The organism is Pseudomonas wadenswilerensis, assembly GCF_024749185.1.
GTDB classification, from domain to species: domain Bacteria; phylum Pseudomonadota; class Gammaproteobacteria; order Pseudomonadales; family Pseudomonadaceae; genus Aquipseudomonas; species Aquipseudomonas wadenswilerensis.
This window is the reverse complement of sequence record NZ_CP087191.1, coordinates 3,501,715-3,524,747: the sequence shown is the minus strand read 5'-3', so window position 1 is coordinate 3,524,747 and position 23,033 is coordinate 3,501,715. Positions and strand designations below refer to the sequence as shown.

Below are 23,033 nucleotides of genomic sequence, written 5' to 3'. Positions count from 1 at the left end.
GCGCGGTTTCAGGCGGGCTCGGCGACTTCGGCGAACAGCGTGCGGCCGTGCTCGAACATGCTTTCAAGGTGGGCGCTGGGGTCGGCGCTTTCCGAGTCCAGCAGCAAGGTCGAGCTCAGTACCCGGGCGCCGCAGTAATCGAAGATGCCGTGGTCGATCTGGGTTTTCATCGCCCGCTCATAGCCATGTTTGCTGAAGGTCGCGGCATCGGCGCCACCGACACCGATCAGGTGTACGTTCAAGCGGCCAAGCATTTTTACCATCGGCGCCTGCGTGCTGAAGTCGAACGCCCAGCCATTGCTGAACACCCGGTCAATCCAGCCTTTGAGCAGCGCCGGCATTGACCACCAATACACCGGAAAGACCAGCACCAGAGCGTCGCTGCGGTCGATGCGTGCCTGCTCGGCAAGCACATCATCGGCAGGCGCTGCGGTGCGATGATGAACAGCGTGGTCGGCCGGGCCGAACAGCGGGTTGAAGGCTTCGGCGAACAGGTCGGCGACCTCGGCGCTATGGCCGTTGTGCACCAGGCCTTCGGCGAGCTTGGCGGCCAGGCTGTGGGTCAGCGAGCGTGGATCATGATGAGCGACAACCACAAGTGCGTGCATGGCAAGGACTCCTGCGAATTGCGGGGAAGGGGCGTAAGTTGTATGCTGGGCATAAGTTACTTTTGGTAAGTTACTTTTGGTAGGTAAGCATGTCAAGCGATCCGCAACCGCGTCGTCGTCTGTCGCGTCAAGACCGTCAGCAACAACTCCTGGACGTGGCCTGGCACCTGATCCGTGAAGAGGGCACCGAAGCCCTGACCCTGGGGCGCCTGGCTGAGTTGGCCGGGGTTACCAAACCGGTGGTGTATGACCATTTTGGTACCCGTTCGGGGTTGCTGGCGGCGCTGTATCAGTCCTTTGATGTGCGCCAGACAGCAGTGATGGATGCCGCCCTGGCCGCCTGTGAGCCGACGCTTGAAAGTACCGCTGCGGTGATTGCCAGCTCCTACGTCGACTGCGTCTTGACCCAGGGCCGGGAGATTCCCGGGGTGATCGCCGCGCTGGCCAGCTCGCCGGAGCTTGAGCAGCTCAAGCGCGAGTACGAGGCGGTGTTCATGGGCAAATGCCGGGCGCTGCTGGAGCCGTTCAGTGGCCGTGGCGAGATTGGCGTCGCGGGATTGCGGGCGATGATCGGCGCGGCCGAGGCGTTGTCTCATTCTGCGGCGAACGGTGAGATTACGGCGGAGCAGGCGCAGCAGGAGTTGTTCGAGACCATCAAGGCGATGGTGGTGCGCAGTTAAAATACATCGCGGGGCAAGCCCGCTCCCACAGGCTGCTCACCCCCCTGTAGGAGCGGGCTTGACCCGCGATAGGGCCTTATTAAGCGGACGAGAAATATGGACATTCAAGAAATCAAGCAACGCCTGGCCAAACCCGCCACGCGCTTTTTCGCCGGTGGCTTTCGCCCCACTAACAGCGATGAAGAAAGCTGGCTCGGCCGGGTGTTCCTCTACCGCCCCGACGAAGGCGTACCGACCAACGCTGCCGGCGAACAACTGTTGCCGGTGGCCCAGTTCCACCTGCCCAGCCTGCCGTTCAGCAGCCCGGCGCTCAAGGACATCCGCGTCCTCACCCTGTTCGTCGGCTACCCGTTTCCGGATGAGTTCGAGGCCATGGGCGACAACTGGCTGATCCGTGAATACCGCGCCGACGATGAGCTGGTACGCAAGGACCTGCCGGTCGCCAACTCTTTCCTCAAAGCCTTTCCCTTGCGCGCTGAAGAACTCGCCGAAGACTATCCACTGTGGGATGGCGGCGGTGTGCCGGATGAGCTGGTCACGGAAATCGTCAAGCTCGAACGGGCAGGGGACATCGAGTGTTACTACGAGGTCATCACCCACGCCTACGAGCACAAGATCGGCGGCTATCCGTCGTTCTGCCAGTCGGGCGTATACCCGGGCGACGGCTTCGAGTTCGTCTTCCAGGTTTCATCCGATGCCAAGATCAACCTCAACGTGGTCGACAGCGGCAGCCTGATGTTCTTCAAGCACCGCGACACCGGCGAGTGGACGATCTACTACGACTTCTATTGAGCTAGTGCGACGCACCGTTACGCGGCTTGTAGAACAGAAACTCGGAGGTCTGCGCAGTCCTGGCAAAGGTCTTCGACCAGTCCGGGCGCACGCGCCGGTCGTGGAAGTACAGGGCGCCACCGGTACGGTCAGGCAACTGCTTGTTCAGCGCCTTGCGGGCGATCTCCTTGGCCAGGGTGTAGCGCACTTCTTCCTGGACATCGTCCGAGCGGCCATCGCACCACCAGGAGAACTGGCAGGCGCCTTTCTCCGAGCCTTGCTTGACCACGCCGCAGACCGAATCGGGAAAGCCCTCGTGGCCGACCCGGTTCATCACCACGTTGGCCACCGCCTCCATGTCCGCTGATTTACCGCCCTTCGATTCCCAGTAGATACTGCGCGCCAGGCAGGTGATGGCATCGTCCAGCGCGGCTGCGCCGGCCGGGTCGACGGCCTGGACTTCGGTCTTGGTGATGGCTTGGGACTTTGGTGCGGGCGGGGCATCGGGGCTGCTCGCGGCTTTTTGCTCCAGCACCTGGGCCTTTTCTTCGGCCACCTGGGCCTTGGAGTCAGCCGCCACTGCCACGGCGCCGGAGAGCGCCAGTACCAGGCACGTTGCAATCGTTAGCAGGCGCATGCTCGAACCTTTGGGTGGCGTAGAAGTACAACTTCCCGTTACAGGGTCGACCGCGCCGGGCGCAAAACATTCCCGCTGTCAGACCACGGGCAACTTCGTGCATCATCTACGCAGTCCGATCAAGGGAGATTTCCATGCGCGTCACGTCATCTGTTGCACCTCTGGCCTTGTTGGCGTTGGGCCTGGCGTCTACCGTGACGGCCCAGGCCAGCGACGAGTCGCAGCTGGTCGAGTCGATCAACGCCTACCGCAGCCAGGCCCAGCGCTGTGCCGGCCAGGTTTCGATGGAGCTGCCGCCGCTGGCCAGCGATCCGCGCCTGGTGTTGCCGGCCAACAGCATGGGCGATCTGCGCGAGGCCCTGGCGCAAAAGAGCTACCCGATGGTCAACGTCCAGGCCATCAGCCTGTCCGGGCCGCGGGATGTGCAGTCGGCCATGAAGGCGGTGCAGGAGAGTTTCTGTCAGGTGGTGCTCAACCCGCAGTTCGTCGATGTCGGGGTCAGCCGCGAGGGCCGCGACTGGCGCATCGTCCTGGCGCGGCCGTTGCTGGCAGGGCGCCTGGGCGACTGGCAGGCCGAAGGGCAGAAGGTCCTGGAGATGATCAACGCGGCGCGCAGCCAGACGCGCCAATGCGGTGGCCAGGCATTCAACGCCACCACGCCGCTGGCCTGGAACGCCACCCTGGCCGGCGCCGCCGAGAGCCACACGCGGGCCATGGCCAACAACAACTTCTTTGACCACAAAGACCGCGACGGCCGTACCCCGGGGGATCGCGCCGAGCTCTCCGGGTATGCCGGCCAGCAGGTCGGCGAGAACATCGCTGCCGGGCAGGACACCCCGCGCAAGGTGGTCGATGGCTGGCTGGCCAGCGCCGGTCACTGCGCCAACCTGATGAACCCGCAGTTCAGCGAGCTGGGCGCGGCCTACGCGGTCGATCCCAAGAGTGACGCCGGGATCTACTGGACAGCGATGTTCGGCGCGCCCTGATGGGCCTTAGTGCTCAAGCCCGGCACGCTTGAGCAGTTGCTTGCAGCGCTCGGACAGGTGCACCACGCGCAGGTGCTTGCCGTTGTTGCTGTAGCGCTCGCGCAGGGTCTTGAGCGCGGCAATCGCCGAGTAGTCGACGAAGTTCAGGTGACGACAGTCGAGGGTCACCCGGGCCGGGTCATTGGCCGGGTCGAACTGGTTGAGGAACGGCGTGGTCGAGGCGAAGAACAGCGTGCCATGGACCTTGTACAACCGGCTGCCGTCGCTTTCGTCATGGCTGTCGGCATACAGCTCGCGGGCCTGTTGCCAGGCGAAGTTGAGCGCGGCGATGACGATGCCGCACAGCACCGCAGTCGCAAGATCGGTGAACACCGTCACCAGGGTCACGGCGATGATCGCCAGCACATCGTTGACCGGCACCTTGTGCAGCACCCGCAACGACGCCCACGAGAAGGTCTGCTGGGCAACCACGAACATCACCCCGACCAGCGCCGCCAATGGAATACGCTCGATCAGCGGCGAGAGGAACAGCACGAACATCAGGATCATCACCCCGGCGACCACCCCGGACAGCCGCCCGCGGCCGCCGGAACTGAGGTTGATCGCGGTCTGGCCGATCATCGCGCAACCGCCCATGCCGCCGAACAGCCCGGAGGTCATGTTGGCCACGCCCAGGGCCACGCACTCGCGGTTGGGGTGGCCGCGGGTTTCGGTGATCTCGTCGGTGAGGTTGAGGGTCAGCAGGGTTTCCAGCAGACCGACCAGGGCCATGAGCAGCGCGTAGGGGGCGATGACCTGCAGGGTTTCGAGGTTCCACGGTACTTGCGGCCAGCTCAAGGCCGGCAGGCCCCCGGCGATGTGCGCGAGGTCTCCCAGGGTGCGGGCCGGCAGGTCGAGCAGGTAGACCCCGACGCCTACGCCAAGGATCGCGACCAATGCCGGTGGCACGCTGCGGGTCAGGCGTGGCAGCAAGTAGACGATGGCCATGGTCAGCGCCACCAGCCCCAGCATCAGGTACAGCGGCGAGCCGCTGACCCAGGCGCCATCGGCCTTGAAGTGCTCAAGCTGGGCCAGGGCAATGATGATCGCCAGGCCGTTGACGAAGCCGAGCATCACCGAATACGGCACCATGCGCACCAGCTTGCCCAGGCGCAGCAGGCCGAAAGCGATCATGATCAGCCCGCCGAGCAGTACCGTGGCCAGCAGGTACTGCACGCCGTGGGTCACCACCAGGGCGACGATGACCACGGCCATGGAGCCGGCCGCGCCGGAAATCATCCCCGGGCGGCCACCGAGCAGGGCGGTCAGGGTGCAGATGATGAAGGCGCCATACAGGCCCATCAGCGGGTTGAGGTGCGCCACCAGGGCGAAGGCGATGCACTCGGGCACCAGGGCGAAGGCTGTGGTGAGTCCTGCCAGGACATCGGCGCGTAGCGGGGTTGTTCTCATGACCTACCTGAAAAACGGCCCGGCAGCGGGGTGCTGCCGGGAAAAAAGCGTAGGATGCTACGTAATTTCCCGATCGCAAGCCAGCGCCCTGGCCAGGAATCCCGCCGTGCGGCTGTCGGCACAGGCCGCGACCTGCGCAGGTGGCCCGCTGACCACCACCTTGCCGCCTGCGCTGCCGGCCCCGGGGCCGATATCGATGACCCAGTCGCTCTGGGCCACCACGCGCATGTCGTGCTCGACCACAATCACCGTATGCCCGGCCTCGACCAGGCGCTGCAACTGCACCAGCAAACGGTCGATGTCCTGCGGGTGCAGGCCGGTGGTGGGTTCGTCCAGCACGTACAGGGTGGCGCCACGGGCCAGGCGCTGCAGCTCGGTGGCCAGTTTGATGCGCTGGGCTTCACCGCCCGACAGCTCGGTGGCCGGCTGGCCCAGGCGCAGATAACCCAGGCCGATCTCCTGCAGTACCCGCAAGGCGCGGCTGATGGCGGGCTGTTCGGCGAAACGCTGGCTGGCCTGGTCGACGGTCAGTTGCAGCACCTGGGCGATGTTCAGGTCTTGCCAGGTGATGGCCAACGTCTCGGGGTTGTAGCGATCGCCATGGCAGGTCGGGCAGGGCGCATAGACGCTGGGCATGAACAGCAGTTCGACGCTGACAAAGCCTTCGCCTTCGCAGGTTTCGCAGCGGCCCTTGGCGACGTTGAACGAGAACTGCCCGGCATCGAAGCCTTGCGCCTGCGCCGCGGATGTTGCCGCGAACAGCTTGCGCACGTGGTCGAACAGGCCGGTGTAGGTCGCCAGGTTCGAGCGCGGGGTACGGCCGATGGGCTTCTGGTCCACCGGCACCAGGCGGCGGATATGCTCAAGCCCGGCGCTGATCCAGCCGTCGCTGGTTTGATTCGGTTCATCTTCCAGGCTCTGCTCTGGTGGCTCTTCCTGGCTGCGGGCCTGGCCCAGGTGCTCGCCGAGCAGGTCGAGCAGCGCCTGGCTGACCAGGCTCGATTTGCCCGAGCCGGAAATCCCCGTGACCGCACTGAAGCAGCCCAGCGGGAAGGCCACCTCGAGCTGGTCAAGGTTGTTGCGGCTGATGCCTTCCAGCTGCAGCCATGCTTGAGCCTGGCGCGGTTGGCGAGGCGCAGGCAGGTTGTCGTTGAACAGGTAATGGCGGGTGCGCGAGGCATCGATCTTCGCCAGGCCGGCCGGCGGGCCGCTGTACAGCACCTGGCCGCCGTGTTCACCGGCATCCGGGCCGACGTCCACCAGCCAGTCGGCGTGGCGCATGGTGTCCAGGTCGTGCTCGACCACGTACACCGAGTTGCCCGCCTGCTTGAGCCGCTGCAAGGCCTCGAACAGCGCCTCGCTGTCGGCTGGATGCAGCCCGGCCGAAGGCTCATCGAGCACGTAGATCACCCCGAACAGCTGCGAGTTGAGCTGGGTCGCCAGGCGCAGGCGTTGCAGTTCGCCCGAGGACAGCGTCGGCGTGCTGCGTTCCAGGTCCAGGTAACCGAGGCCCAGGTCGATCAGGGTGGTGATGCGCTCCAGCAGCTCCTCGGCGATGCGTTGCGCGGCCAGGCGTTTTTCCACCGACAGGTTGGGCGTGTGGCGCACGTCCGCGCCGCCTGCGTGGGGGTTGTCGCCCCGAGCCGCGCGTTGCTGGCGCGCCTGGCGGGTTTGCGCATGGCTGAGCACCGCGCCGGCTTCGTCAGGCTGGCTCAGGTAGTCGGCGGTGGCCACGGTCTTGAGCAGCTCGGCCAGGGCCAGCAGCGGCAGGCGCGACAGCTCGGCGATGTCCTTGCCGGCAAAGGTCACTGTCAGTGCCTCGGCTTTCAGGCGCTTGCCGGCGCAGGCCGGGCAGGGGCTGGCGCGCATGAAGGCCGAGACGCGTTTGCGCATCAGCGCGCTTTGCGAATGGGTGAAGGTGTGCAGCACGTAGCGTCGGGCGCCGCTGAAGGTGCCCTGGTAACTGGGTTCGAGCTTGCGCTTGAGCGCCTGGCGGGTCTGCGCAGGCGTCATTCCCGCGTACACCGGCACGGTCGGGGTTTCTTCAGTGAACAGAATCCAGTCGCGCTGTTCCTGGGGCAGCTCGCGCCAGGGGATGTCGACGTCATAGCCCAGGGTCACGAGGATGTCGCGCAGGTTCTGCCCCTGCCAGGCCATGGGCCAGGAGGCCACCGCCCGTTCGCGGATGGTCAGCGACGGGTCGGGCACCATCGACGCCTCGCTGACATCGAACACCCGGCCCAGGCCATGACACTGCGGGCAGGCGCCTTGCGGGGTATTGGCCGAAAAATCTTCGGCGAACAGCATCGGCTGCTCGGCCGGGTAACTGCCGGCACGCGAATAGAGCATGCGGATCAGGCTCGACAGGGTGGTGACACTGCCGACCGATGAGCGCGCGCTGGGCGTGCCGCGTTGTTGCTGCAGGGCCACTGCTGGCGGCAGGCCCTCGATCGAATCCACCGCTGGCACCCCGACCTGGTCGATCAAGCGCCGGGCATAGGGCGCCACCGATTCAAAATAGCGGCGCTGGGCTTCGGCATACAAGGTGGAGAATGCCAACGACGATTTGCCCGAGCCGGACACCCCGGTGAACACCACCAGCGCATCGCGGGGAATGTCGACGTCGACACTCTTCAGGTTGTGTTCACGGGCGCCGCGCACCCGGACACAACCGCTGGCGTTGGCGGGACCTACTGGTTTTGCGCACATGGCGATATTCTTCCCTGCTGACCGATCCGCATAAGAGGCAGACCGCTGAGCATGGCGCCAGTGCCGTCGATTTTCAAATGGAGGTGAAACCCAGTGAAGTTCATGGTGATCGAAGCGCATCGAAGTGAATACCCTGCGCCCATTACCTTTGCCAAAGGCGCGCCACTGAACATCGGCGAGCGCTATGACGGTGAGGAGGGTTGGGATAACTGGTACTTGTGCAGCACACCCGGGCAACAGGATGGCTGGGTGCCGGGGCAGGTGATCGAGCGGCTTGGCGATGATCAGGGTATCGCCCTGGAAGACTACTGCGCCCGGGAGCTGGATGTGGAGGTGGGCGATTGCCTGGTGGGTGGCCGGCAGTTGAACGGCTGGGTGTGGTGTCGCAAGGGGAGTGCGTCGGGGTGGGTGCCGTTGCGAGTGTTACGGGACAAATGAGGGGCCGCTTCGCGCCCCATCGCTGGCAAGGCCGGCTCCCACAATAGTCTTGCGTACACCAGACCTGTGGGAGCTGGCCTTGCCAGCGATGGGCTGCGCAGCAGCCCCGATACTCAGCCCATGGCCGCCAGCATCAGCTCCAGGTTCTGCACCGCTGCCCCCGACGCACCTTTGCCGAGGTTGTCGAACACCGCCGTCAGCAATACCTGGCCGTGCTGCTCATGGGCAAACACGGCCAGGCGCAGGTCGTTGCTGTCGTTGACCGCTTGCGGGTCCAGTTGCACCGCTGATGCACCCAGTTGCAGCGGCGCCACCTGGACATAGCGCGCGCCGTTGTAATGTTCAGCCAGGCACGCCTGCAAACGCGCGGCAGTGACGCCCGCCGGCAGCAGCCGGGTCTGCAGGGCGATGGTCAGCACGATGCCCTGACGGTAGCTGCCATAGCTGGGCACGAACACCGGCCGTTGCGACAAACCGGCATGCTGCTGAATCTCCGGCACATGCTTGTGGTCCAGGTGCAAGCCATACACCAGCACGCCCTGGGCCGCCTGCGCGTCGGGCCCTTCATGGCGCTCGACCGCGGCACGGCCACCACCGGAATAACCCGACACCGCGTTCACTGTCAGCGGATAGTCCGCCGGCAGCAGGCCTTTGGCAATCAACGGCCGCAGCAAGGCGATGGCGCCCGTCGGGTAGCAGCCAGGGTTGCTGACCCGCTTGGCCCGGGCGATGCGCTCGGCCTGTTGTTCGTCCAGTTCCGGCAAGCCATACACCCAACCTGGTGTCGTGCGGTGCGCAGAACTGGCGTCGATCACCCGCACGTCCGGGTTGACGATGGCCGCCACTGCGTCACGCGCGGCATCGTCCGGCAGGCACAGGATCGCCACGTCGGCGCTGTTGATGGCCTCGGCGCGCAGTTGCAGGTTCTTGCGCTCGGCCGCTGGCAGGGTCAGCAGGCGCAGGTCGTTGCGGCCGTTCAGGCGGGCGTGGATCTGCAGGCCGGTGGTGCCTTGATCGCCGTCGATAAAAACCAGGGGCTGGTGCATGGGTGCTCTCGTGCAAAGGCTACAAATGAGCGGCCATCTTCACCTGTGGCTGGACGAAAGAAAATTTGAATATCATGATGCTCACCTTCATCTTTTCTGAACGACAAGCCCATGCGCGAGATCAGCCTCGACCGGCTACGTACCCTGGTAGTGATCGCCGACCTCGGCTCCTTTGCCCAGGCGGCGCGGGCGCTGAACCTGGCGCCGCCCACGGTTAGCCTGCACATTGCAGACCTTGAAGCGCGCATTGGCGCACCGTTGCTGTCGCGCAAACGCGGGCAGGTCCGCCCCACGGCCATCGGTGAAACCCTGCTCGAACGCGCCCGGCGTCTGCTGACCGATGTCGAACAGGCGCTGGATGATGTCCAGCGTCAGGTCCAGGGCCTGGCCGGGCGAGTACGGCTGGGCGCTTCGACCGGCGCCATTGCCCACTTGCTGCCGCAGGCACTGGACATCCTCGGCGTGCAGCATCCGGGCATCGATGTGCAGGTGCAGGTACTGACTTCAAGCGAATCCCTGGCGCGCCTGCAGGATGGCAGCCTCGACATTGGCCTGGTGGCGCTGCCGCAAGCGGCGATCAAGGGCCTGGAGATCCGTCCGTGGCGGCGCGACCCGATCATGGCTTTCATTCCGTCGAGCTGGTCGCCACCGGCGCGCATCAGCCCGGGCTGGCTGGCCAGCCGCGCGCTGATCCTCAACGACAACAGCACCCAGCTGTCACGGGTCACCAGCGACTGGTTTGCCAGCGCCGGCCTGCAGCCGCCGGCGCGCATCCAGCTCAATTACAACGATGCGGTGAAAAGCCTGGTAGCCGCGGGCTATGGCGCCACCTTGCTGCCCCATGAATCGGCAGCGCCGGAGCATGATCCGCGTATCTGCATGCGCCCGTTGCGCCCAGGCTTGTGGCGGCACCTGGGCATCGCCTGCCGCCAGGGCGAGGTGGAGCAGGGGGCCCGCTTCGTGCTGCAGGTGCTGATGAGCCAGGTAGCGAAAAGCTAGACCAGCCGCGGCCCGCTGCCGCCGTCCAGCCACGGCCCTTCACCCAGGCGTTCGAGGGCCAGGGTGCGCGCTTTGCGGCTGAGCTGGTCGAGGTGGCGGTCGCGCTGTTTCTCGGCATCGACCATCGCCCGCTTGCCGTGTTGCTTGAGCAGGTAGCTGTGGATCTGCTGCACTTCCAGGGTGCGGTAGATCGGCGCCACGTCCAGTACCGCCGCCATGCCGGTGCTGGGCTGGGCGCGGGTGTTGAGCAACACCTGCGGGCCGCGTGCGCCGGTCACCTGGAAGCCCAGGGACTCGAAGACCGGCACTTTGCTTGCCACGCAGCCGAGCTCGGCATGGGGGTAGCGTGCGGTCATCTGCGCCAGCATGGCGCGGGCGATACCCTGGCGACGGTGGCTGGCCTGGACGGCGAGGTAGGCCACGGAACACGCCTCGGGATCATCCTTGAGCGGCAAGTACAGCAAGAAACCCACCACCTGCTCGGGATCGTCGAGGTCCATGGCCACGATCAGTTCGACCGGAATGCCGCGCGAACCGTTCATGGCCTCCAGGTACAGGTGCACTTCGAAGCCGATGCCGTACTGGTACAGGCTGTACAGCGGGTTGCTCGGCGGCAGGGCGACGCTGCTGATGTCGGTCAGGTAGTCGACCACCATCTGCAGGATCTGGCTTTTGATCGGCTCCGCTGGCGGGGCGACGAAGTGGTGGAGGGCGGGCATCGGTAGGGGTGACTCCAGGGAAAAACGGCAATGGCGCGATTCTACCGCGCGGGCCTGCCATCCGTCCCTTCAACGCGCGGTTGATCTGAACTTCATCTTCAGCGCAGCGCTCCCTTGCTTAGAGGGCACTTTTCGCCCGACTGCCGAAGGCTGCCGCCATGACCGTGATGACCGCCGCACCCGCGCTCGACCCGTTGGCCTTGAACCCCCGTGCCGGCCATGAGGCACGCTACCATGCCTTGCTGCGGGGCGACCTGAGCGGCAGCGCCACCTGGCTGGCCGAGCAGCTGCAGCAGGCCGAAGCGTTGCCTGATGAACTGCCGAACAACCCTGCCGAGCTCGGGCAATGGACCGCCGACCGCGCGGCGGCCGTGGCCGGGCACTACGCCGGGTACCTGGCCGAACGCAAGGCGGGCGGTGCCCGGCGTTATTTCAGCAACCGCGCCCATGCCCTGTATTTTCTCCAGCATGTCGCTCCGACCAAGGCGGTGGATGGCGCCTGGCTGTTCGGCATGCTCAGGCACTGGGCCGACCCGCGCTACCACGGCCTGATCCGCATCTACCTGGAAGAACTCGGCGATGGCGACCCGGCCTGCAACCATGTGCTGATCTACCGGCGCCTGCTCAGCGAGCTGGGCTGCCACGAGGTGTTGCCGCTGGCTGACGACCGTTACCGGCAGGGCGCACTGCAACTGGCGCTGGGCTTCAACACCGAGGCTTTCTTGCCCGAGGTGATCGGCTATAACCTGGGCTATGAACAGCTGCCCCTGCATTTGCTGATAAGCGCTTATGAGCTGGACGAACTGGGTATCGATCCGCAGTACTTTCGCCTGCACGTGACCATCGACAACGCCAGCAGCGGCCATGCCTGCAAGGCGGTGCAGGCGCTGGCGCAGCTGTGGCCGGAGCAGGGGGGCAGCGAGTTCTATCGGCGGGTTGCCCGGGGTTATCGGCTCAACGAGCTGGGCCCTTGTTCTCCCACGATCATTGCCGGCTTTGACCTGGAAACCGAGCTGCTGGCGGCCTTCGAGCGCAAGCGCAGTTTTGGCCAGCACATGCACTCCGATTACTGTCGCATCGAAGGGCGCACGGTCAACCAGTGGCTGGCCGAGCCTGGCAGCATTCCAGGCTTTCTCGCCGCCTTGCAGGACAAGGGCTGGATCAAACGCGGCGAGGACCCGGCGCACAGCCGCTTCTGGCAACTGATCGAAGGCCCGGCAGCGGCGATGTTCGGCGTCTTCAGCCCCTATGAAAAGCAGCTGCTGCATGACTGGATCGCTGTCAGCTGGCAGCCGCGCCGGCCGCGCCATGGGCCGGTTAAAGCTGAAGTGCCCATGCACGATGATGCCGTGCTGAATGCGCTTGAGCGCGAGCTCCACGACCTGCCCCCTGAAGCGCGGATCGCCTACCTGATCAGTGAAATGGCCGGCGCCCGCCACGCTTTGCCCCAGGGCCTGGCGGCGACCCGCAAATACGCACAGATGACCGGGCTTGAATCTTGAGGGAGGGTGACCATGCAATTGACCGAGGCTCAACGCCAGGCCGACCAGGCCTTGCTGCAACTGGGGCGGCGGCTGTTGGCCGATGGCTATCGCTTTACCAGCGTCACGCCGTTGACCCAGTTGCGCAATAACCAGCGTGAAGGCGCGCAACAGGCCGGCACTCTGCGCGATATCTTCGGCTGGAACCGGCCCTTTTCCTCCTCGTTGCTGTCGCCGGACGAGGTGGCGCAGATGCAACTGGCGCAGATCATCGACGAACAGGGAGAGCTGCTGCGCAGCCGGGTGCGTTGGTCGAGCCTGCATGATCTGTTGTTCGTTCATTCCGCCTTTCCCACCGACAGCAGCGACGCGGTGTTCTTCGGCCCGGACAGCTACCGCTTCGCCCAGTTGATCGAAGCGCACTTGCAGCAAAGTTTCGCCTGCATCAATCACGCCGTGGATATCGGCTGTGGCGCCGGGGTCGGCGCGGTGCTGATCGCCCGTGCCCGCCGGCATGCGCAGGTCAGCGCCGTGGATATCAACCCGCAGGCCCTGCGCCTGACCGCCATCAACGTGGCCCTGGCGGAGCTGGCCAACGTTTCGGTCGAGCACAGTGATGTCCTTCAGGGCATCACCGGTACGTTCGACCTGATTGTCGCCAACCCACCCTACATGCTCGACGCCAGCGAGCGTGCCTACCGTCATGGTGGCGGTGCCCTGGGGGCCGGGCTGTCGTTGCGGATAGTCGAAGAAGCGCTGCCACGCCTGGCGCCGGGCGGCACCTTGCTGCTGTACACCGGGGTGGCCATGCTCGAAGGGCGCGACCCGTTCCTGGCAGCCTTGCAAGCGCCGCTGGCGTCACCCGACTGGGCCTGGCATTACCACGAACTGGACCCGGATGTGTTCGGCGAGCAACTGCTCGAACCCGGTTACCAGCAGGTCGAACGCATTGCCGCGGTGGCCTTGAGCGTCACCCGTCGATGAACAGCCCCTGCGGCTTTGGCATCGAGGAAGAATACCTGCTGGTCGATCTGGCCAGCGGGCGCATGCTCGCCGCGCCCTCGGCGGCGCAGATCGACCTGTGCCGCCAGGTGCTCGGCGCGCACTTTGCCCAGGAGATGTTCAAGGGCCAGATCGAGGTGGCGTCGCCAGTGTTCTGCAGCCTGGCCCAGGCCCGGGAATTTCTGGCCGGATGTCGAACGCAACTGGTGCAGGTACTGGCCGAGGAAGGCATCGGCCTGCTGACCGCCGGCAGTCACCCGATGGGCGGCTGGCGCAACCAGCAGCCTGCCGACGATGAGCACTTTCGCCAGCTGTTCGCTGACTACCAGCAGGTGGCCCGGCGCAGCCTGTTGTGTGGCCTGCATGTGCACGTTGGCGTGCCGCCCGGGCACGACCGCATTCAACTGATCAACCAGTTGCTGCCCTGGTTGCCGTTGCTGTTGCTGCTCAGTAGCTCCTCGCCGTTCTGGGAAGGCCAGGCCACGGGCTACATGAGCTATCGCCAGGTGGCGTGCGGGGAATGGCCGCACATGGGCCTGCCGGAGCGCTTGAGTGACTGGCAGGCTTACGAGCGTTACCTGGCCCTGCTGCGGCGCACCGACTCGTTGCGCGAGGGGTTTGACTGCTGGTGGGCGATCCGGCCGTCGCGGCGTTTCCCCACCGTGGAGCTGCGAGTCGCCGATGCCTGCCCGAACCTTGAAGAGGCATTGTGCATTGCCGGCATGTTCCGCTGCATGGTCGAACATTATCTGGCGCAACCACGCGCTGCCGTGCACCTGAGCCGCGAGGCGCACTGGATTGCCCAGGAGAACTACTGGCGGGCCATGCGCCATGGCCGGCATGGCCGGTTCATCTGCCTGGAGGACGAAGGGCAGGGCAGCGCCGGGCAATGGCTGGCCCGGGCGCGGGCGGTGTTTGCTGACGCTGCGCAGGGTTTTGACGGTGATCGCAGTTTTGCCCGGGCTGCGGTGATTATCGCTCAGGGGAGCAGTGCGGACCGGCAGTTGGCGATGGCGCAGCAGGGGATGTTGGCAGTGGTGCGGGAGTTGCTGCAAGAGGTCAGATCGTGTTGACGCTATCGCGGGGCAAGCCCGCTCCCACAGGGGATTACTGTGGGAGCGGGCTTGCCCCGCGACAGATGCCTACTCTGTTTTCTCTCGCTTGCGCAGTGTCGTCACTGTTTCGCCACCCACCCCCCAGTTGTCGGTGTTCACTTCCTCGATCACCACAAAGGTCGACGCCGGCGGTTTGTTCAGCACCCGCTCGAGCATCGCGGTGGTCTGTTCGATCAACTGCTGTTTCTGCTCGCGGGTGACGCCTTCATCGGTCACGCGAATATGGACATACGGCATGTTCATTTCCTCGCTGTAATTACCAGGTACCCGTCGCCGAACCACCGTCCACGGCAATCACCGTGCCGGTGACAAAAGTCGAGTCCGTCAGGTATAGCACCGCGTCGACCACATCCTCGGGCGAACCGATCTGCCCGGTCGGCGCCAGCGCTTTGAGGGCCTCGCGGGCCTGCGAGTCGTCGCCATGCAATGGGGTATCGATGATCCCCGGGGCCACGGCATTGACCTGCACCTGCGACGGTGCCAGCTCCAGGGCCAGGGCACGCACCGCCTGGTTGATGCCGCCCTTGATCAGCACCGGCAGCAGCGCCGGCACCTTGATGTTCGGCTGCAGGGCGATCGACGCGGTGATGTTGACGATATGCCCGGCGCCATTCTTGGCCATGTGCCGTGCTGCGGCCTGGGCCGGGTAGAAGAAGCCCTTGAGGTTGGTGTCGACGATGGCTTCGACCTCGGCCTCGGTGTAGTCGGTCACCGGCTTGGCAATGAAGATCCCGGCGTTGTTGACCAGGATATCGACCTTGCCAAACGCCTCGATGGCCTGGTCGAACAGTTTTCGCGCCGTTTGCGGCTGGGCGATATCGCCTTCGACCAGCAGCAGATTGGCCGGGTTGCCGAGTTTGGCGGCGGCCTCCTGCAGGCGGGCGAGGGTGCGGGCGTTGCCGACGACATTGTCGCCGCGCTCAAGGTAAGCCTTGGCGATGGCGAAACCCAGGCCGCTCGAGGCGCCGGTTACGATGACAGTCTTGGCGGTGTGCATGGTCAGTCTCCAGTGGGCCAGGCGGGTCGCCGGGCAAGTGAGGCAGACTTTAATTTGCAATCAGGTCTTGAAAAATGTCGTGTATGGAATTTGAATTGATACTTCATGTAATCAATTGAGCCGCCATGACCCGCCACTTCGATGACCTTCAACTGGGCAGTATCGAGCTGTTCTGCCTGGCCGCCGAAACCAGCAGCTTCACCGGTGCGGCGACCCTGGCCGGGGTGACGCCGGCAGCGGTCAGCCGTTCGGTGGCGCGCCTGGAAGAACGCCTGGGTGTGCGCCTGTTCGTGCGCACCACCCGGCAGATGCGCCTGACCGAAGGCGGGCGCAGTTACTACGCACAATGCCGCCAGGCCCTGAGCCAACTGGTGGAGGCCGAACGTGCGCTCAGCGGTGGCCAGGCTGTGCCGTCCGGGCTGCTACGCATCAGCGTGCCGACACCCTATGCCCACTTTCGCTTGCTGCCCAGGCTGGCCGGGTTCCGCCAGTTGTATCCGCAGGTGCAGATCGACATTCACGCCAGCAACCGCAACATCGACTTTGCCGATGAAGGCTACGACCTGGCCATCCGCGGCCGCGAGCCGGCCGACTCCAGCCTGATCGCCCGGCGCCTGGAAGACGCCGAGCTGGTGATCGTGGCGACGCCGGAGTATCTGCGTGTAGCGGGCACACCGCAGACGCCGCAAGACCTGGCCGCTCACGAGTGCATCCAGTTCGAACTGCCCAGCAGCGGGCGCAAGGTGCCCTGGTCGTTTCTGGTCGGGGGCAAGCGCGAGGAACTGGAGGTGTCCGGTGGCATCACCTGCCTGGAAGATTTTCTGGCCACCGTCACCCTGGTCAAAAGCGGCGCGGGGTTGATGCAGGCGTATCGCTTTACTGTGCAGCAGGAGCTTGACAGCGGCCAGCTGCTGGAAGTGCTGACGCCCTATGGCGGCACTTCACGGCCGTTCATCCTGCTCTACCCTCATGCCCGCCATGTGCCACTACGGGTTCGGGCCTTCATTGATTTTCTGACCCAGGGTGCGGGTGCCTGAAGCGCTAGCCTTTGGCTTTTTTCAGGCTTTTCATCCGTTGGGTGGCGCGTTGCACGGCGGCCATTTTTTCCGGGCGTTTCATGCGCTTCCATTTGCGGATGTCGTCCTTGCTGCGGCCGCAGCTCAGGCACAGGTCGCCGCTTAGTTGGCACACGGCGATGCAGGGGTTCTCGATGTCCTTGGCCATGTGTCAGCCTCGTTTTTCGACGTCGAACTGCACGTGGGGGGCAAGCGGGCGCAATTCGACGTCGGCATCCTGCAACGCTAAAGCAGTCAGCTCGATCATCCGCTCACCTTGCCCGCTGGCCAGGGCGTGGTCTTTGGCGGCCCGGCTTTCGAATACCCAGATCACCTGCAAACTGGAAGGGAAGCGGGTGTAGTCGACCAGGTGAGTGAGCCAGGCAAAACCGACGATTTCGGCCTTGGCGGTCTCGCAGGCATCGGTCAGGGTAGCGACCAGACGGCGGTCAAGCTGCGCCTGTTCGCGTTTGCTCATTGGCATGGGATGAGGAGCCTCGTGGAAGGGCGGGCAGATCATACGCTATTTGCCCACGCCTACTATGCTTGTGGGCCATCGAATGGCTGATGAAGCATCCGGCAACCACCGGCAAGGTTGGCATCACCGGCTTTTGCTATGGTGATGGCCTGATCGCGGGTCCAGCGCCAACCCTGTGGGAGCGGGCTTGCCCGCGATCGAGCGCAAAGCGCTCGTAATTCAGGCAACACCTGGTGTGCTGGCTGTACCGGCCTCATCGCTGGCAAGCCAGCTCCCACAGGGTCGGTGTGTACAGTTCCATTGTGGGAGCGGGCTTGCCCGCGATCGAGCGCGAAGCGCTCGTAATTCAGGCAACACCTGGTGTGCTGGCTGTACCGGCCTCATCGCTGGCAAGCCAGATCCCACAGGGTCGGTGCGTACAGTTCCATTGTGGGAGCGGGCTTGCCCGCGATCGAGCGCGAAGCGCTCGTAATTCAGGCAACACCTGGTGTGCTGGCTGTACCGGCCTCATCGCTGGCAAGCCAGATCCCACAGGGTCGGTGCGTACAGTTCCATTGTGGGAGCGGGCTTGCCCGCGATCGAGCGCGAAGCGCTCGTAATTCAGGCAACACCTGGTGTGCTGGCTGTACCGGCCTCATCGCTGGCAAGCCAGCTCCCACAGGGTCGGTGTGTACAGTTCCATTGTGGGAGCGGGCTTGCCCCGCGATCGAGCGCGAAGCGCTCGCAGTTCAGGCGTTACTGAACGTTGTTCAGCTTGACCACATCACCCGACACCCGGGTGGTGTAACCGGTCAGTACCCAGGCCCAGAACCAGTTTTCCTGGACCTGGGTGTTGATCATCGCGTCGCCGCCCTTGGCCTTGATCGCGGCATTTTGTGCACGGACAAAGCGGCTGTTCTGACGCACCGGGATCATGCCCAGTACCAACAGGCCGGTGGCGCTCGCTTCGCTGTGGCCGATCACCGTGTACTGGTCGGCGTTGTAGTGCTGGGTTTTCATCGGGGTGCCGGTGCAACCTGCCAGGGCCAGGACGAACAGGCCGGAGGCGACAACTTTGCTCAGGTTTTTCACTGCATAACTCCATGACAATTGGCCCGGGATCCATCTCTCGAGCGGCGCGTACTGTACCGGATCAGCCAGCATGACGCTCGTCTGCTGGCGCGCGGGCTACAGCTGCGCGGCGTAAAATAATGGGTTGCGACACGCCCCGGGAGAAGCAGCCATGAAAATCGTCGTGATCGGTGGTACCGGCCTGATCGGCACCCAGCTGTGCAACAACCTGCGCGCCAACGGCCACAAGGTGCTCGCCGCCTCGCCCAAGACCGGCGTCGATACCCTCACCGGCGAAGGCCTGGAGCAGGCGTTGCAGGGCACCGATGTGGTGGTGGATGTCGCCAACTCACCGTCTTTCGAAGACGCCGCGGTGCTGGCGTTTTTCCAGACTTCAGGGCGCAACCTGCTGGCCGCTGAACAGAAGGCCGGGGTTCGTCACCATATCGCCCTGTCGGTGGTCGGCACCGAGCGCATGCAGGACAGCGGATACTTCCGCGCCAAGCTGGCCCAGGAGCAACTGATCAGGGCCTCGGGCATGCCCTATACCATCCTGCGCGCCACGCAGTTCTTCGAGTTCATGGGCGCCATTGCCTATTCCGGCGCCGACGGCAACCGCGTGCGCCTCACCGCCGCCGCCCTGCAGCCGGTGGCCTCATCCGACGTGGCCCTGACATTGGCCAACCTCGCCGAGCAAGCGCCGGCCAACCGTACCCTCGAAGTCGCCGGCCCCGATCGACTGCCGCTTGCCGATTTCGTGCGCAGCTACCTGCAACACAATCAAGATGCTCGGGAAGTGATTGCCGACCCTGCAGCCACCTATTTCGGCGCGCCGATCGACGACCGTTCACTGACCCCGGATGCCGATGCCATCGTCGGCTCGCTGCACTTTCAGACCTGGCTGAAAACCACCGCCGTGCAACGCTGACCCCGTGCACAGGGACGTGACATGCGCCCCGCGAAACCCAGGAGCGCATCGCCGGAGTTTTTACCCGCGCCACACCGGCCACAGGTCGCGGTCCAGCGCCCAGTGACCTTGCCCGGCCAGCACGCGCACACCACCGACCCAGCGCTCGGGGGCCTGTTGGTCAAGCCAGTTGGCCTGGCCCGCCAGCACCCGCTCGCCCAAAGGGGTGAGGCTCAAAGGTCGACGCGGCCATTCCAGCTCGGCCTGCGCTTCGATGAGCAGCGGCGTGGGCGAATCGATCAGCGGCCGCAGCAGGGCATGGAACATCATGTCACCCAGATAGGGCAGCGGCTCGCGCTTGCCCATCAGTTCGGCAAATACCCGGCCGAACGGCACCTGGCCGAACTCGCTGATGATCTGCAGCGCCAGGCGTTCGCTGAGCGACAGGCCATCCTCCACGCCCGGCAGTTCCTGCAACTGGCGCAACAGCGCAGCGGCGAGCAAGGGCAGGGCCAGGTCCTGGCGATGGGCCAACTGCGCCCAGGCGTGTGGCGACGGTGCGCTATAAGCAGCCCAGGCCTCGCGCGCCAGTTGCAGCATTGGCACATCCACTGCCCGGCGCTGCGGCCACAACCAGGCCAGCACATCGGGGGCCAATTGGCCGATGCCGATAAAGCGCTCGACCCCGGGCATGCGGTCGATCTCGATCAGTTCCAGGCGCTGCGGCGGGTTGTGCAAGCCGGCCAGCACGCGGATCAGGAACAGTTGGTCATAGGCATCCGCCTCGCACCAGAGCACCGCGCCGGGGCAGCCGTCGAGCCGGGCCAGGTCGGCGTATTCGTCCTCCATCTTGCGCTGCACCTCAGGGTGCTCCAGGCCATAGGCCTGGCTGATGTAGTCGCAGCGCAGGGCGCGGTAAGGCGCTGCCGGCACATCACGCACCGGGCCCATGACCAGGGGGTCGCTGAGCATGTGAAAGGCGCCGGTGAACCCGGCCAGGCGCAAGCCGTGGCTGATGTCGTTGCCGCAGCGCCAATGCTGGGTAGCGGCTTCGTCATCGGCGATGAATTGCGGGTGGCGGGCGGCAAAGTCGATGGCGTCGATATGCGCCTTGAGCTTGGGCCAGCTGGCAAAGCCCAGGTCGCGGGCGATCAGCCACTGGGCATCGGCCAGGCGTGGTGAGGCAGGGCTGAGTTGTGCCAGCTGTGCGGGCGCGGCACCCGAGCGCAGGCGCTGGAGCAGCTCCTTGGCGCGCTTGCGTTGTTGTTCGAGGTTGATGCGCCCGTCATGGGACGGCGACGACAGTCGAGCGGACATACGAACTCCTTGTGCGAGCCTTGTCCGCTGTCAGGCCGGGAGTCGTAGACAAGAATGTGGGGTGTACAGCCTGGGCGCAGCCCTTTCCGCGGACGGGTGGCGTGGATGACGCCGGCTGCGACTATAGGCCCGGCGCCCGGCAAAATACAATCGTCAGCTCCAGGCTGACGGCCAGCGCTCCTGCAGCAGATCGCTGAACACCTTCAGGCGCGGCGAATGCTGGCGTGACGGTGGATACACCAACGCCAGTTCACGACAGCGGCCGGCGAATGGCTCCAGCACCGGTATCAGGCGCCCGTCGGCCAGGGCCTGGCGGGCGACGAAATCCATCACCTGGACAATGCCGAAACCCTGCAACGCCGCATCGATCAGCGGGTCGCCGACATCGAACAGCATTTGCCCGCTGACCTGCAGATCGACCAGCCGACCGTGCTGCACGAACTGCCAGTCAACCCGGCGCCCGAGGTAGGGGTTATGCACCACCAGGCAGTTGTGCCGGGCCAGGTCTTCGAGGGTTTGCGGCACACCATGGCGGGCAAGGTAGGCGGGGGCGGCGACGGTCACCCAGTGCATCGGTGCCAGGGGCCGGGCCACCAGGCGCACATCGCTCAACGGGCCGATGCGCACGGCGGCGTCGAAGCCTTCTTCGGTCAGATCAACCAGGCGGTCGGTCATGGTCGCGTCCACCACCAGCTCGGGATGGCGCTGGGTCAGCTCACCCAGCAGCGGCAGGATGACGATGCGGCCAAAGGCCGACGGCAGGCTCAGGCGCAGGGTGCCGCTGGGCTCGCAGCGGCGGTCAAGCAGCAGTTGCTCGACCTCCTCGAACCCGGCCAGCAACGGTGCGCAACGCTCGCGCAACAGCAGGCCGTCGGCGGTCAGGCTGACGCTGCGGGTGTTGCGGTGCAGCAGCTTGACCCCCAGTTGTTCTTCCAGGCGGCGAATTGCCCGCGACAGCCCGGACTGGGTCAAGCCGGTGCTGGCGGCCGCGGCGGTGAAGCTGCGCTGCTCGGCGACCTTGAGCAGCAGGGCAACGGTGTTCAGGTCCATGATTAAAGTCATTACTGAAAGAACTGGCAGCGTATTTATCATGCCTGGCGCATGAATGACACTGGCGCCTTCTTGCCAAGGATGCCCCGCATGTCGATTCCAATCCCGCGCCACCCCGCATTGATGCTGCTGTTGCTGGCCTGCGCCCAGCTGATCATTGCCCTGGACTACACCATCGTCTTCGTCGCCTTGCCGACCATTGGCGAACACCTGGCCATCGGCCCGCGCCAGCTGCAGTGGATCATCAGCGCTTTCGGCGTGGCCTTTGGCGGTTGCCTGCTGCTCGGCGGCCGTGCAGCAGACCTGCTGGGCCGGCGGCGTCTGTATCGGCTCGGCCAGGCCTTGTTCGCCATCGCCTCGCTGGCCGGCGGCCTCACCGACCAGGCTGAAGTGCTGGTTCTGGCGCGGGCGCTGCAAGGGCTGGCGGGCGCCTTGCTGTTCCCCGCCACCCTGGCGCTGATCAACAGCCAGTACGCCGAAGGGGCGCCGCGTACCCGCGCCCTGGCCATCTGGAGCGCCGCCTCGGCAGCAGGCCTGGCCCTCGGTGCCTTGCTCGGCGGGGTCCTCACCCAGTGGTTGGGCTGGCAGGCGGTGTTCCTGGTCAACGTACCGCTGGCGGGGGCCTGTGCCTGGGCCGCCGGGTACTGGATTCCAGCCGATCCAGCACCGGCGCAAGGCCGCTCGTTCGACCTGGCCGGCGCCCTCACCATCACCCTGGGTGGCAGCCTGCTGGTGCTGGCGCTGATCGAAGGGCCGAGCTGGGGCTGGCAACGGCCACTGTTCTGGACGGTGCTGGCGGCTGCACTCATCTGCCTGGCGGTGTTCGTGGTGATCGAAACCCGCAGCCGCGATCCCTTGATGCCGCTGCGCCTGTTGCGCACCCCGGGCTTGCGCGCGGCCATGGGTTTGACCGCAGTGTTCATGGCCAGCTTCAGTGTGCAGTACTACTTCCTGGCCCTGTACTTCCAGCAGATCTACGGCTACAGCGTGCTTGCCAGTGGCCTGGCGTTTTTGCCGGCGACGCTGGTGTGCACCCTGGGCATCGGCATAGCCGAACGGGCGCTGGCCCGCCTGGGTTTGCGCAGCACCTTGATCATCGGCTTGCTGGCCGGTGGCGTGGGTATTCTCTGGCTTGGCTGGATGTTGCCCAGCGATGGCGCTTTCGTTCGCCTGTTGACGCCGATTGCCTTGCTCAGCATCGGCCAGGGCATGACCTGGACCGCCATGTGGGTGTGCGCCGGGCAGGGCGTTGCAGCAGGCGAACAAGGCGTGGCTTCGGGCATGGCCTCCACCGTCCAGCAGATCGGTGGGGCATTGGGCCTGGCGCTGCTGGTGGGGCTGGCCAACCAGGGCCTCGATGGCTTGAGCGGGGCCGCCTGGCAGCAAGGGTATGCGCTGGGCCTGCAGCGGGCAGTACTGGTCAGCGGCGGGATCGCCCTGTTCGGCGTGCTGATTGCCCTGGCGCTGCCCGGCAAGCTGCGAGGCACCTCGGTAGTGGCTGAAACTACCGCTGGTTCGCCTCCCTGAACACACGGCACA

24 protein-coding genes and 1 pseudogene are annotated in these 23,033 nt (G+C 65.3%); 12 read left to right on the top strand and 13 right to left on the bottom strand.

The window, feature by feature from the left end:
• Positions 1–8: 8 nt before the first annotated feature.
• A complete protein-coding gene (locus tag LOY45_RS16140; RefSeq protein ID WP_258578003.1) occupies positions 9–608 on the bottom strand; it encodes an NAD(P)H-dependent oxidoreductase in 600 nt (199 codons plus the stop codon).
• A gap of 89 nt (positions 609–697) precedes the next feature.
• On the opposite strand from LOY45_RS16140, the gene LOY45_RS16135 reads away from it, so the two are divergent.
• Both LOY45_RS16135 and LOY45_RS16130 read left to right on the top strand, forming a co-directional pair.
• A complete protein-coding gene (locus LOY45_RS16135; RefSeq protein ID WP_115087635.1) occupies positions 698–1,288 on the top strand; it encodes a TetR/AcrR family transcriptional regulator in 591 nt (196 codons plus the stop codon).
• Between the two features lie 96 nt (positions 1,289–1,384).
• Positions 1,385–2,080 carry a DUF1963 domain-containing protein gene (locus LOY45_RS16130; RefSeq protein ID WP_233673711.1) on the top strand — a complete coding sequence of 232 codons (696 nt, stop codon included), beginning with the start codon at positions 1,385–1,387 and terminating at the stop codon, positions 2,078–2,080.
• 1 nt (position 2,081) lies between these two features.
• Here the strand turns inward: LOY45_RS16130 and LOY45_RS16125 are convergent, their stop codons facing one another.
• Complete coding sequence (locus tag LOY45_RS16125) at positions 2,082–2,696, bottom strand: cell wall hydrolase (protein WP_258578002.1); 615 nt, start codon at positions 2,694–2,696, stop codon at positions 2,082–2,084.
• A gap of 134 nt (positions 2,697–2,830) precedes the next feature.
• Between LOY45_RS16125 and LOY45_RS16120 the strand changes: the two genes are divergently transcribed.
• The gene (locus LOY45_RS16120; RefSeq protein ID WP_115087638.1) at positions 2,831–3,682 is read left to right on the top strand and encodes a CAP domain-containing protein; all 852 of its coding nucleotides are present in this window, start codon (positions 2,831–2,833) and stop codon (positions 3,680–3,682) included.
• A gap of 6 nt (positions 3,683–3,688) precedes the next feature.
• Here the strand turns inward: LOY45_RS16120 and LOY45_RS16115 are convergent, their stop codons facing one another.
• Positions 3,689–5,131, bottom strand: a complete 1,443-nt coding sequence (locus LOY45_RS16115) for a SulP family inorganic anion transporter (RefSeq protein WP_258578001.1) — start codon at positions 5,129–5,131, stop codon at positions 3,689–3,691.
• A 57-nt stretch (positions 5,132–5,188) separates the two neighbouring features.
• Positions 5,189–7,840, bottom strand: coding sequence for an excinuclease ABC subunit UvrA (locus tag LOY45_RS16110; RefSeq protein ID WP_258578000.1), 2,652 nt, complete (start codon positions 7,838–7,840; stop codon positions 5,189–5,191).
• A 102-nt stretch (positions 7,841–7,942) separates the two neighbouring features.
• On the opposite strand from LOY45_RS16110, the gene LOY45_RS16105 reads away from it, so the two are divergent.
• Entirely contained in the window at positions 7,943–8,278 is a 336-nt protein-coding gene (locus tag LOY45_RS16105) for an SH3 domain-containing protein (RefSeq protein ID WP_233673815.1), read from the top strand.
• Between the two features lie 113 nt (positions 8,279–8,391).
• Here LOY45_RS16105 and argC read toward each other — a convergent pair whose 3' ends face one another.
• On the bottom strand, positions 8,392–9,324 hold the full coding sequence (gene argC / locus LOY45_RS16100; protein ID WP_258577999.1) for an N-acetyl-gamma-glutamyl-phosphate reductase: 933 nt from the start codon (positions 9,322–9,324) through the stop codon (positions 8,392–8,394).
• A gap of 111 nt (positions 9,325–9,435) precedes the next feature.
• Between argC and LOY45_RS16095 the strand changes: the two genes are divergently transcribed.
• Complete coding sequence (locus tag LOY45_RS16095) at positions 9,436–10,323, top strand: LysR family transcriptional regulator (RefSeq protein ID WP_134061479.1); 888 nt, start codon at positions 9,436–9,438, stop codon at positions 10,321–10,323.
• Here LOY45_RS16095 and LOY45_RS16090 read toward each other — a convergent pair.
• Entirely contained in the window at positions 10,320–11,042 is a 723-nt protein-coding gene (locus LOY45_RS16090; RefSeq protein WP_258577998.1) for a GNAT family N-acetyltransferase, read from the bottom strand. The genes LOY45_RS16095 and LOY45_RS16090 overlap by 4 nt on opposite strands.
• A 158-nt stretch (positions 11,043–11,200) precedes the next feature.
• Between LOY45_RS16090 and LOY45_RS16085 the strand changes: the two genes are divergently transcribed.
• From LOY45_RS16085 to LOY45_RS16075, 3 genes are read left to right on the top strand one after another with little or no spacing between them, the layout of a single operon-like run.
• Positions 11,201–12,544 carry an iron-containing redox enzyme family protein gene (locus tag LOY45_RS16085; protein ID WP_115087645.1) on the top strand — a complete coding sequence of 448 codons (1,344 nt, stop codon included), beginning with the start codon at positions 11,201–11,203 and terminating at the stop codon, positions 12,542–12,544.
• A gap of 12 nt (positions 12,545–12,556) precedes the next feature.
• Positions 12,557–13,507: a methyltransferase gene (locus tag LOY45_RS16080; RefSeq protein WP_115087646.1), complete on the top strand. Its 951-nt coding sequence runs from the start codon at positions 12,557–12,559 to the stop codon at positions 13,505–13,507.
• A complete protein-coding gene (locus tag LOY45_RS16075; protein ID WP_258577997.1) occupies positions 13,504–14,598 on the top strand; it encodes a carboxylate-amine ligase in 1,095 nt (364 codons plus the stop codon). Before LOY45_RS16080 ends, LOY45_RS16075 begins: the two co-directional genes overlap by 4 nt.
• A 69-nt stretch (positions 14,599–14,667) precedes the next feature.
• On the opposite strand, the gene LOY45_RS16070 is transcribed toward LOY45_RS16075, so the two are convergent.
• Together LOY45_RS16070 and LOY45_RS16065 are read right to left on the bottom strand one after the other, a co-directional pair.
• Positions 14,668–14,877, bottom strand: coding sequence for a tautomerase family protein (locus LOY45_RS16070; RefSeq protein WP_258577996.1), 210 nt, complete (start codon positions 14,875–14,877; stop codon positions 14,668–14,670).
• A 19-nt stretch (positions 14,878–14,896) separates the two neighbouring features.
• Complete coding sequence (locus LOY45_RS16065; RefSeq protein WP_115087649.1) at positions 14,897–15,637, bottom strand: SDR family NAD(P)-dependent oxidoreductase; 741 nt, start codon at positions 15,635–15,637, stop codon at positions 14,897–14,899.
• Between the two features lie 125 nt (positions 15,638–15,762).
• Here LOY45_RS16065 and LOY45_RS16060 point away from each other — a divergent pair, with 125 nt between their 5' ends.
• Positions 15,763–16,674, top strand: coding sequence for a LysR family transcriptional regulator (locus LOY45_RS16060; RefSeq protein WP_115087650.1), 912 nt, complete (start codon positions 15,763–15,765; stop codon positions 16,672–16,674).
• A gap of 4 nt (positions 16,675–16,678) precedes the next feature.
• On the opposite strand, the gene LOY45_RS16055 is transcribed toward LOY45_RS16060, so the two are convergent.
• The gene (locus tag LOY45_RS16055) at positions 16,679–16,861 is read right to left on the bottom strand and encodes a DUF1289 domain-containing protein (RefSeq protein ID WP_010225542.1); all 183 of its coding nucleotides are present in this window, start codon (positions 16,859–16,861) and stop codon (positions 16,679–16,681) included.
• 3 nt (positions 16,862–16,864) lie between these two features.
• Positions 16,865–17,176 carry a hypothetical protein gene (locus LOY45_RS16050; RefSeq protein ID WP_115087651.1) on the bottom strand — a complete coding sequence of 104 codons (312 nt, stop codon included), beginning with the start codon at positions 17,174–17,176 and terminating at the stop codon, positions 16,865–16,867.
• 68 nt (positions 17,177–17,244) lie between these two features.
• On the opposite strand from LOY45_RS16050, the pseudogene LOY45_RS16045 reads away from it, so the two are divergent.
• Positions 17,245–17,322 (top strand): annotated as a pseudogene (locus LOY45_RS16045) (YghX family hydrolase); the annotation flags it as partial.
• A gap of 583 nt (positions 17,323–17,905) precedes the next feature.
• Here the strand turns inward: LOY45_RS16045 and LOY45_RS16040 are convergent.
• Positions 17,906–18,241, bottom strand: a complete 336-nt coding sequence (locus LOY45_RS16040) for a hypothetical protein (protein ID WP_115087094.1) — start codon at positions 18,239–18,241, stop codon at positions 17,906–17,908.
• Between the two features lie 151 nt (positions 18,242–18,392).
• On the opposite strand from LOY45_RS16040, the gene LOY45_RS16035 reads away from it, so the two are divergent.
• Positions 18,393–19,148: an SDR family oxidoreductase gene (locus LOY45_RS16035; protein WP_115087093.1), complete on the top strand. Its 756-nt coding sequence runs from the start codon at positions 18,393–18,395 to the stop codon at positions 19,146–19,148.
• Positions 19,149–19,208: 60 nt separating this feature from the next.
• On the opposite strand, the gene LOY45_RS16030 is transcribed toward LOY45_RS16035, so the two are convergent.
• Together LOY45_RS16030 and LOY45_RS16025 are read right to left on the bottom strand one after the other, a co-directional pair.
• Positions 19,209–20,444, bottom strand: coding sequence for a DUF1835 domain-containing protein (locus LOY45_RS16030; RefSeq protein ID WP_258577995.1), 1,236 nt, complete (start codon positions 20,442–20,444; stop codon positions 19,209–19,211).
• Between the two features lie 153 nt (positions 20,445–20,597).
• Positions 20,598–21,494, bottom strand: coding sequence for a LysR family transcriptional regulator (locus LOY45_RS16025; RefSeq protein ID WP_258577994.1), 897 nt, complete (start codon positions 21,492–21,494; stop codon positions 20,598–20,600).
• Positions 21,495–21,617: 123 nt separating this feature from the next.
• On the opposite strand from LOY45_RS16025, the gene LOY45_RS16020 reads away from it, so the two are divergent.
• Positions 21,618–23,021 carry an MFS transporter gene (locus tag LOY45_RS16020; RefSeq protein WP_258579312.1) on the top strand — a complete coding sequence of 468 codons (1,404 nt, stop codon included), beginning with the start codon at positions 21,618–21,620 and terminating at the stop codon, positions 23,019–23,021.
• Positions 23,022–23,033: the final 12 nt, after the last annotated feature.

Excerpts from the sequence above, each read along its gene's own strand:
- argC (WP_258577999.1), bottom strand. The coding sequence starts at position 9,324 with ATGCACCAGCCCCTGGTTTTTATCGACGGCGATCAAGGCACCACCGGC.
- LOY45_RS16130 (WP_233673711.1), top strand. The coding sequence starts at position 1,385 with ATGGACATTCAAGAAATCAAGCAACGCCTGGCCAAACCCGCCACGCGC.
- LOY45_RS16050 (WP_115087651.1), bottom strand. The coding sequence starts at position 17,176 with ATGCCAATGAGCAAACGCGAACAGGCGCAGCTTGACCGCCGTCTGGTC.
- LOY45_RS16105 (WP_233673815.1), top strand. The coding sequence starts at position 7,943 with ATGGTGATCGAAGCGCATCGAAGTGAATACCCTGCGCCCATTACCTTT.
- LOY45_RS16120 (WP_115087638.1), top strand. The coding sequence starts at position 2,831 with ATGCGCGTCACGTCATCTGTTGCACCTCTGGCCTTGTTGGCGTTGGGC.
- LOY45_RS16070 (WP_258577996.1), bottom strand. The coding sequence starts at position 14,877 with ATGCCGTATGTCCATATTCGCGTGACCGATGAAGGCGTCACCCGCGAG.
- LOY45_RS16085 (WP_115087645.1), top strand. The coding sequence starts at position 11,201 with ATGACCGTGATGACCGCCGCACCCGCGCTCGACCCGTTGGCCTTGAAC.
- LOY45_RS16110 (WP_258578000.1), bottom strand. The coding sequence starts at position 7,840 with ATGTGCGCAAAACCAGTAGGTCCCGCCAACGCCAGCGGTTGTGTCCGG.
- LOY45_RS16125 (WP_258578002.1), bottom strand. The coding sequence starts at position 2,696 with ATGCGCCTGCTAACGATTGCAACGTGCCTGGTACTGGCGCTCTCCGGC.
- LOY45_RS16140 (WP_258578003.1), bottom strand. The coding sequence starts at position 608 with ATGCACGCACTTGTGGTTGTCGCTCATCATGATCCACGCTCGCTGACC.
- LOY45_RS16095 (WP_134061479.1), top strand. The coding sequence starts at position 9,436 with ATGCGCGAGATCAGCCTCGACCGGCTACGTACCCTGGTAGTGATCGCC.
- LOY45_RS16060 (WP_115087650.1), top strand. The coding sequence starts at position 15,763 with ATGACCCGCCACTTCGATGACCTTCAACTGGGCAGTATCGAGCTGTTC.
- LOY45_RS16080 (WP_115087646.1), top strand. The coding sequence starts at position 12,557 with ATGCAATTGACCGAGGCTCAACGCCAGGCCGACCAGGCCTTGCTGCAA.
- LOY45_RS16030 (WP_258577995.1), bottom strand. The coding sequence starts at position 20,444 with ATGTCCGCTCGACTGTCGTCGCCGTCCCATGACGGGCGCATCAACCTC.
- LOY45_RS16025 (WP_258577994.1), bottom strand. The coding sequence starts at position 21,494 with ATGGACCTGAACACCGTTGCCCTGCTGCTCAAGGTCGCCGAGCAGCGC.
- LOY45_RS16075 (WP_258577997.1), top strand. The coding sequence starts at position 13,504 with ATGAACAGCCCCTGCGGCTTTGGCATCGAGGAAGAATACCTGCTGGTC.
- LOY45_RS16135 (WP_115087635.1), top strand. The coding sequence starts at position 698 with ATGTCAAGCGATCCGCAACCGCGTCGTCGTCTGTCGCGTCAAGACCGT.
- LOY45_RS16115 (WP_258578001.1), bottom strand. The coding sequence starts at position 5,131 with ATGAGAACAACCCCGCTACGCGCCGATGTCCTGGCAGGACTCACCACA.
- LOY45_RS16020 (WP_258579312.1), top strand. The coding sequence starts at position 21,618 with ATGCTGCTGTTGCTGGCCTGCGCCCAGCTGATCATTGCCCTGGACTAC.
- LOY45_RS16065 (WP_115087649.1), bottom strand. The coding sequence starts at position 15,637 with ATGCACACCGCCAAGACTGTCATCGTAACCGGCGCCTCGAGCGGCCTG.
- LOY45_RS16090 (WP_258577998.1), bottom strand. The coding sequence starts at position 11,042 with ATGCCCGCCCTCCACCACTTCGTCGCCCCGCCAGCGGAGCCGATCAAA.
- LOY45_RS16055 (WP_010225542.1), bottom strand. The coding sequence starts at position 16,861 with ATGGCCAAGGACATCGAGAACCCCTGCATCGCCGTGTGCCAACTAAGC.
- LOY45_RS16035 (WP_115087093.1), top strand. The coding sequence starts at position 18,393 with ATGAAAATCGTCGTGATCGGTGGTACCGGCCTGATCGGCACCCAGCTG.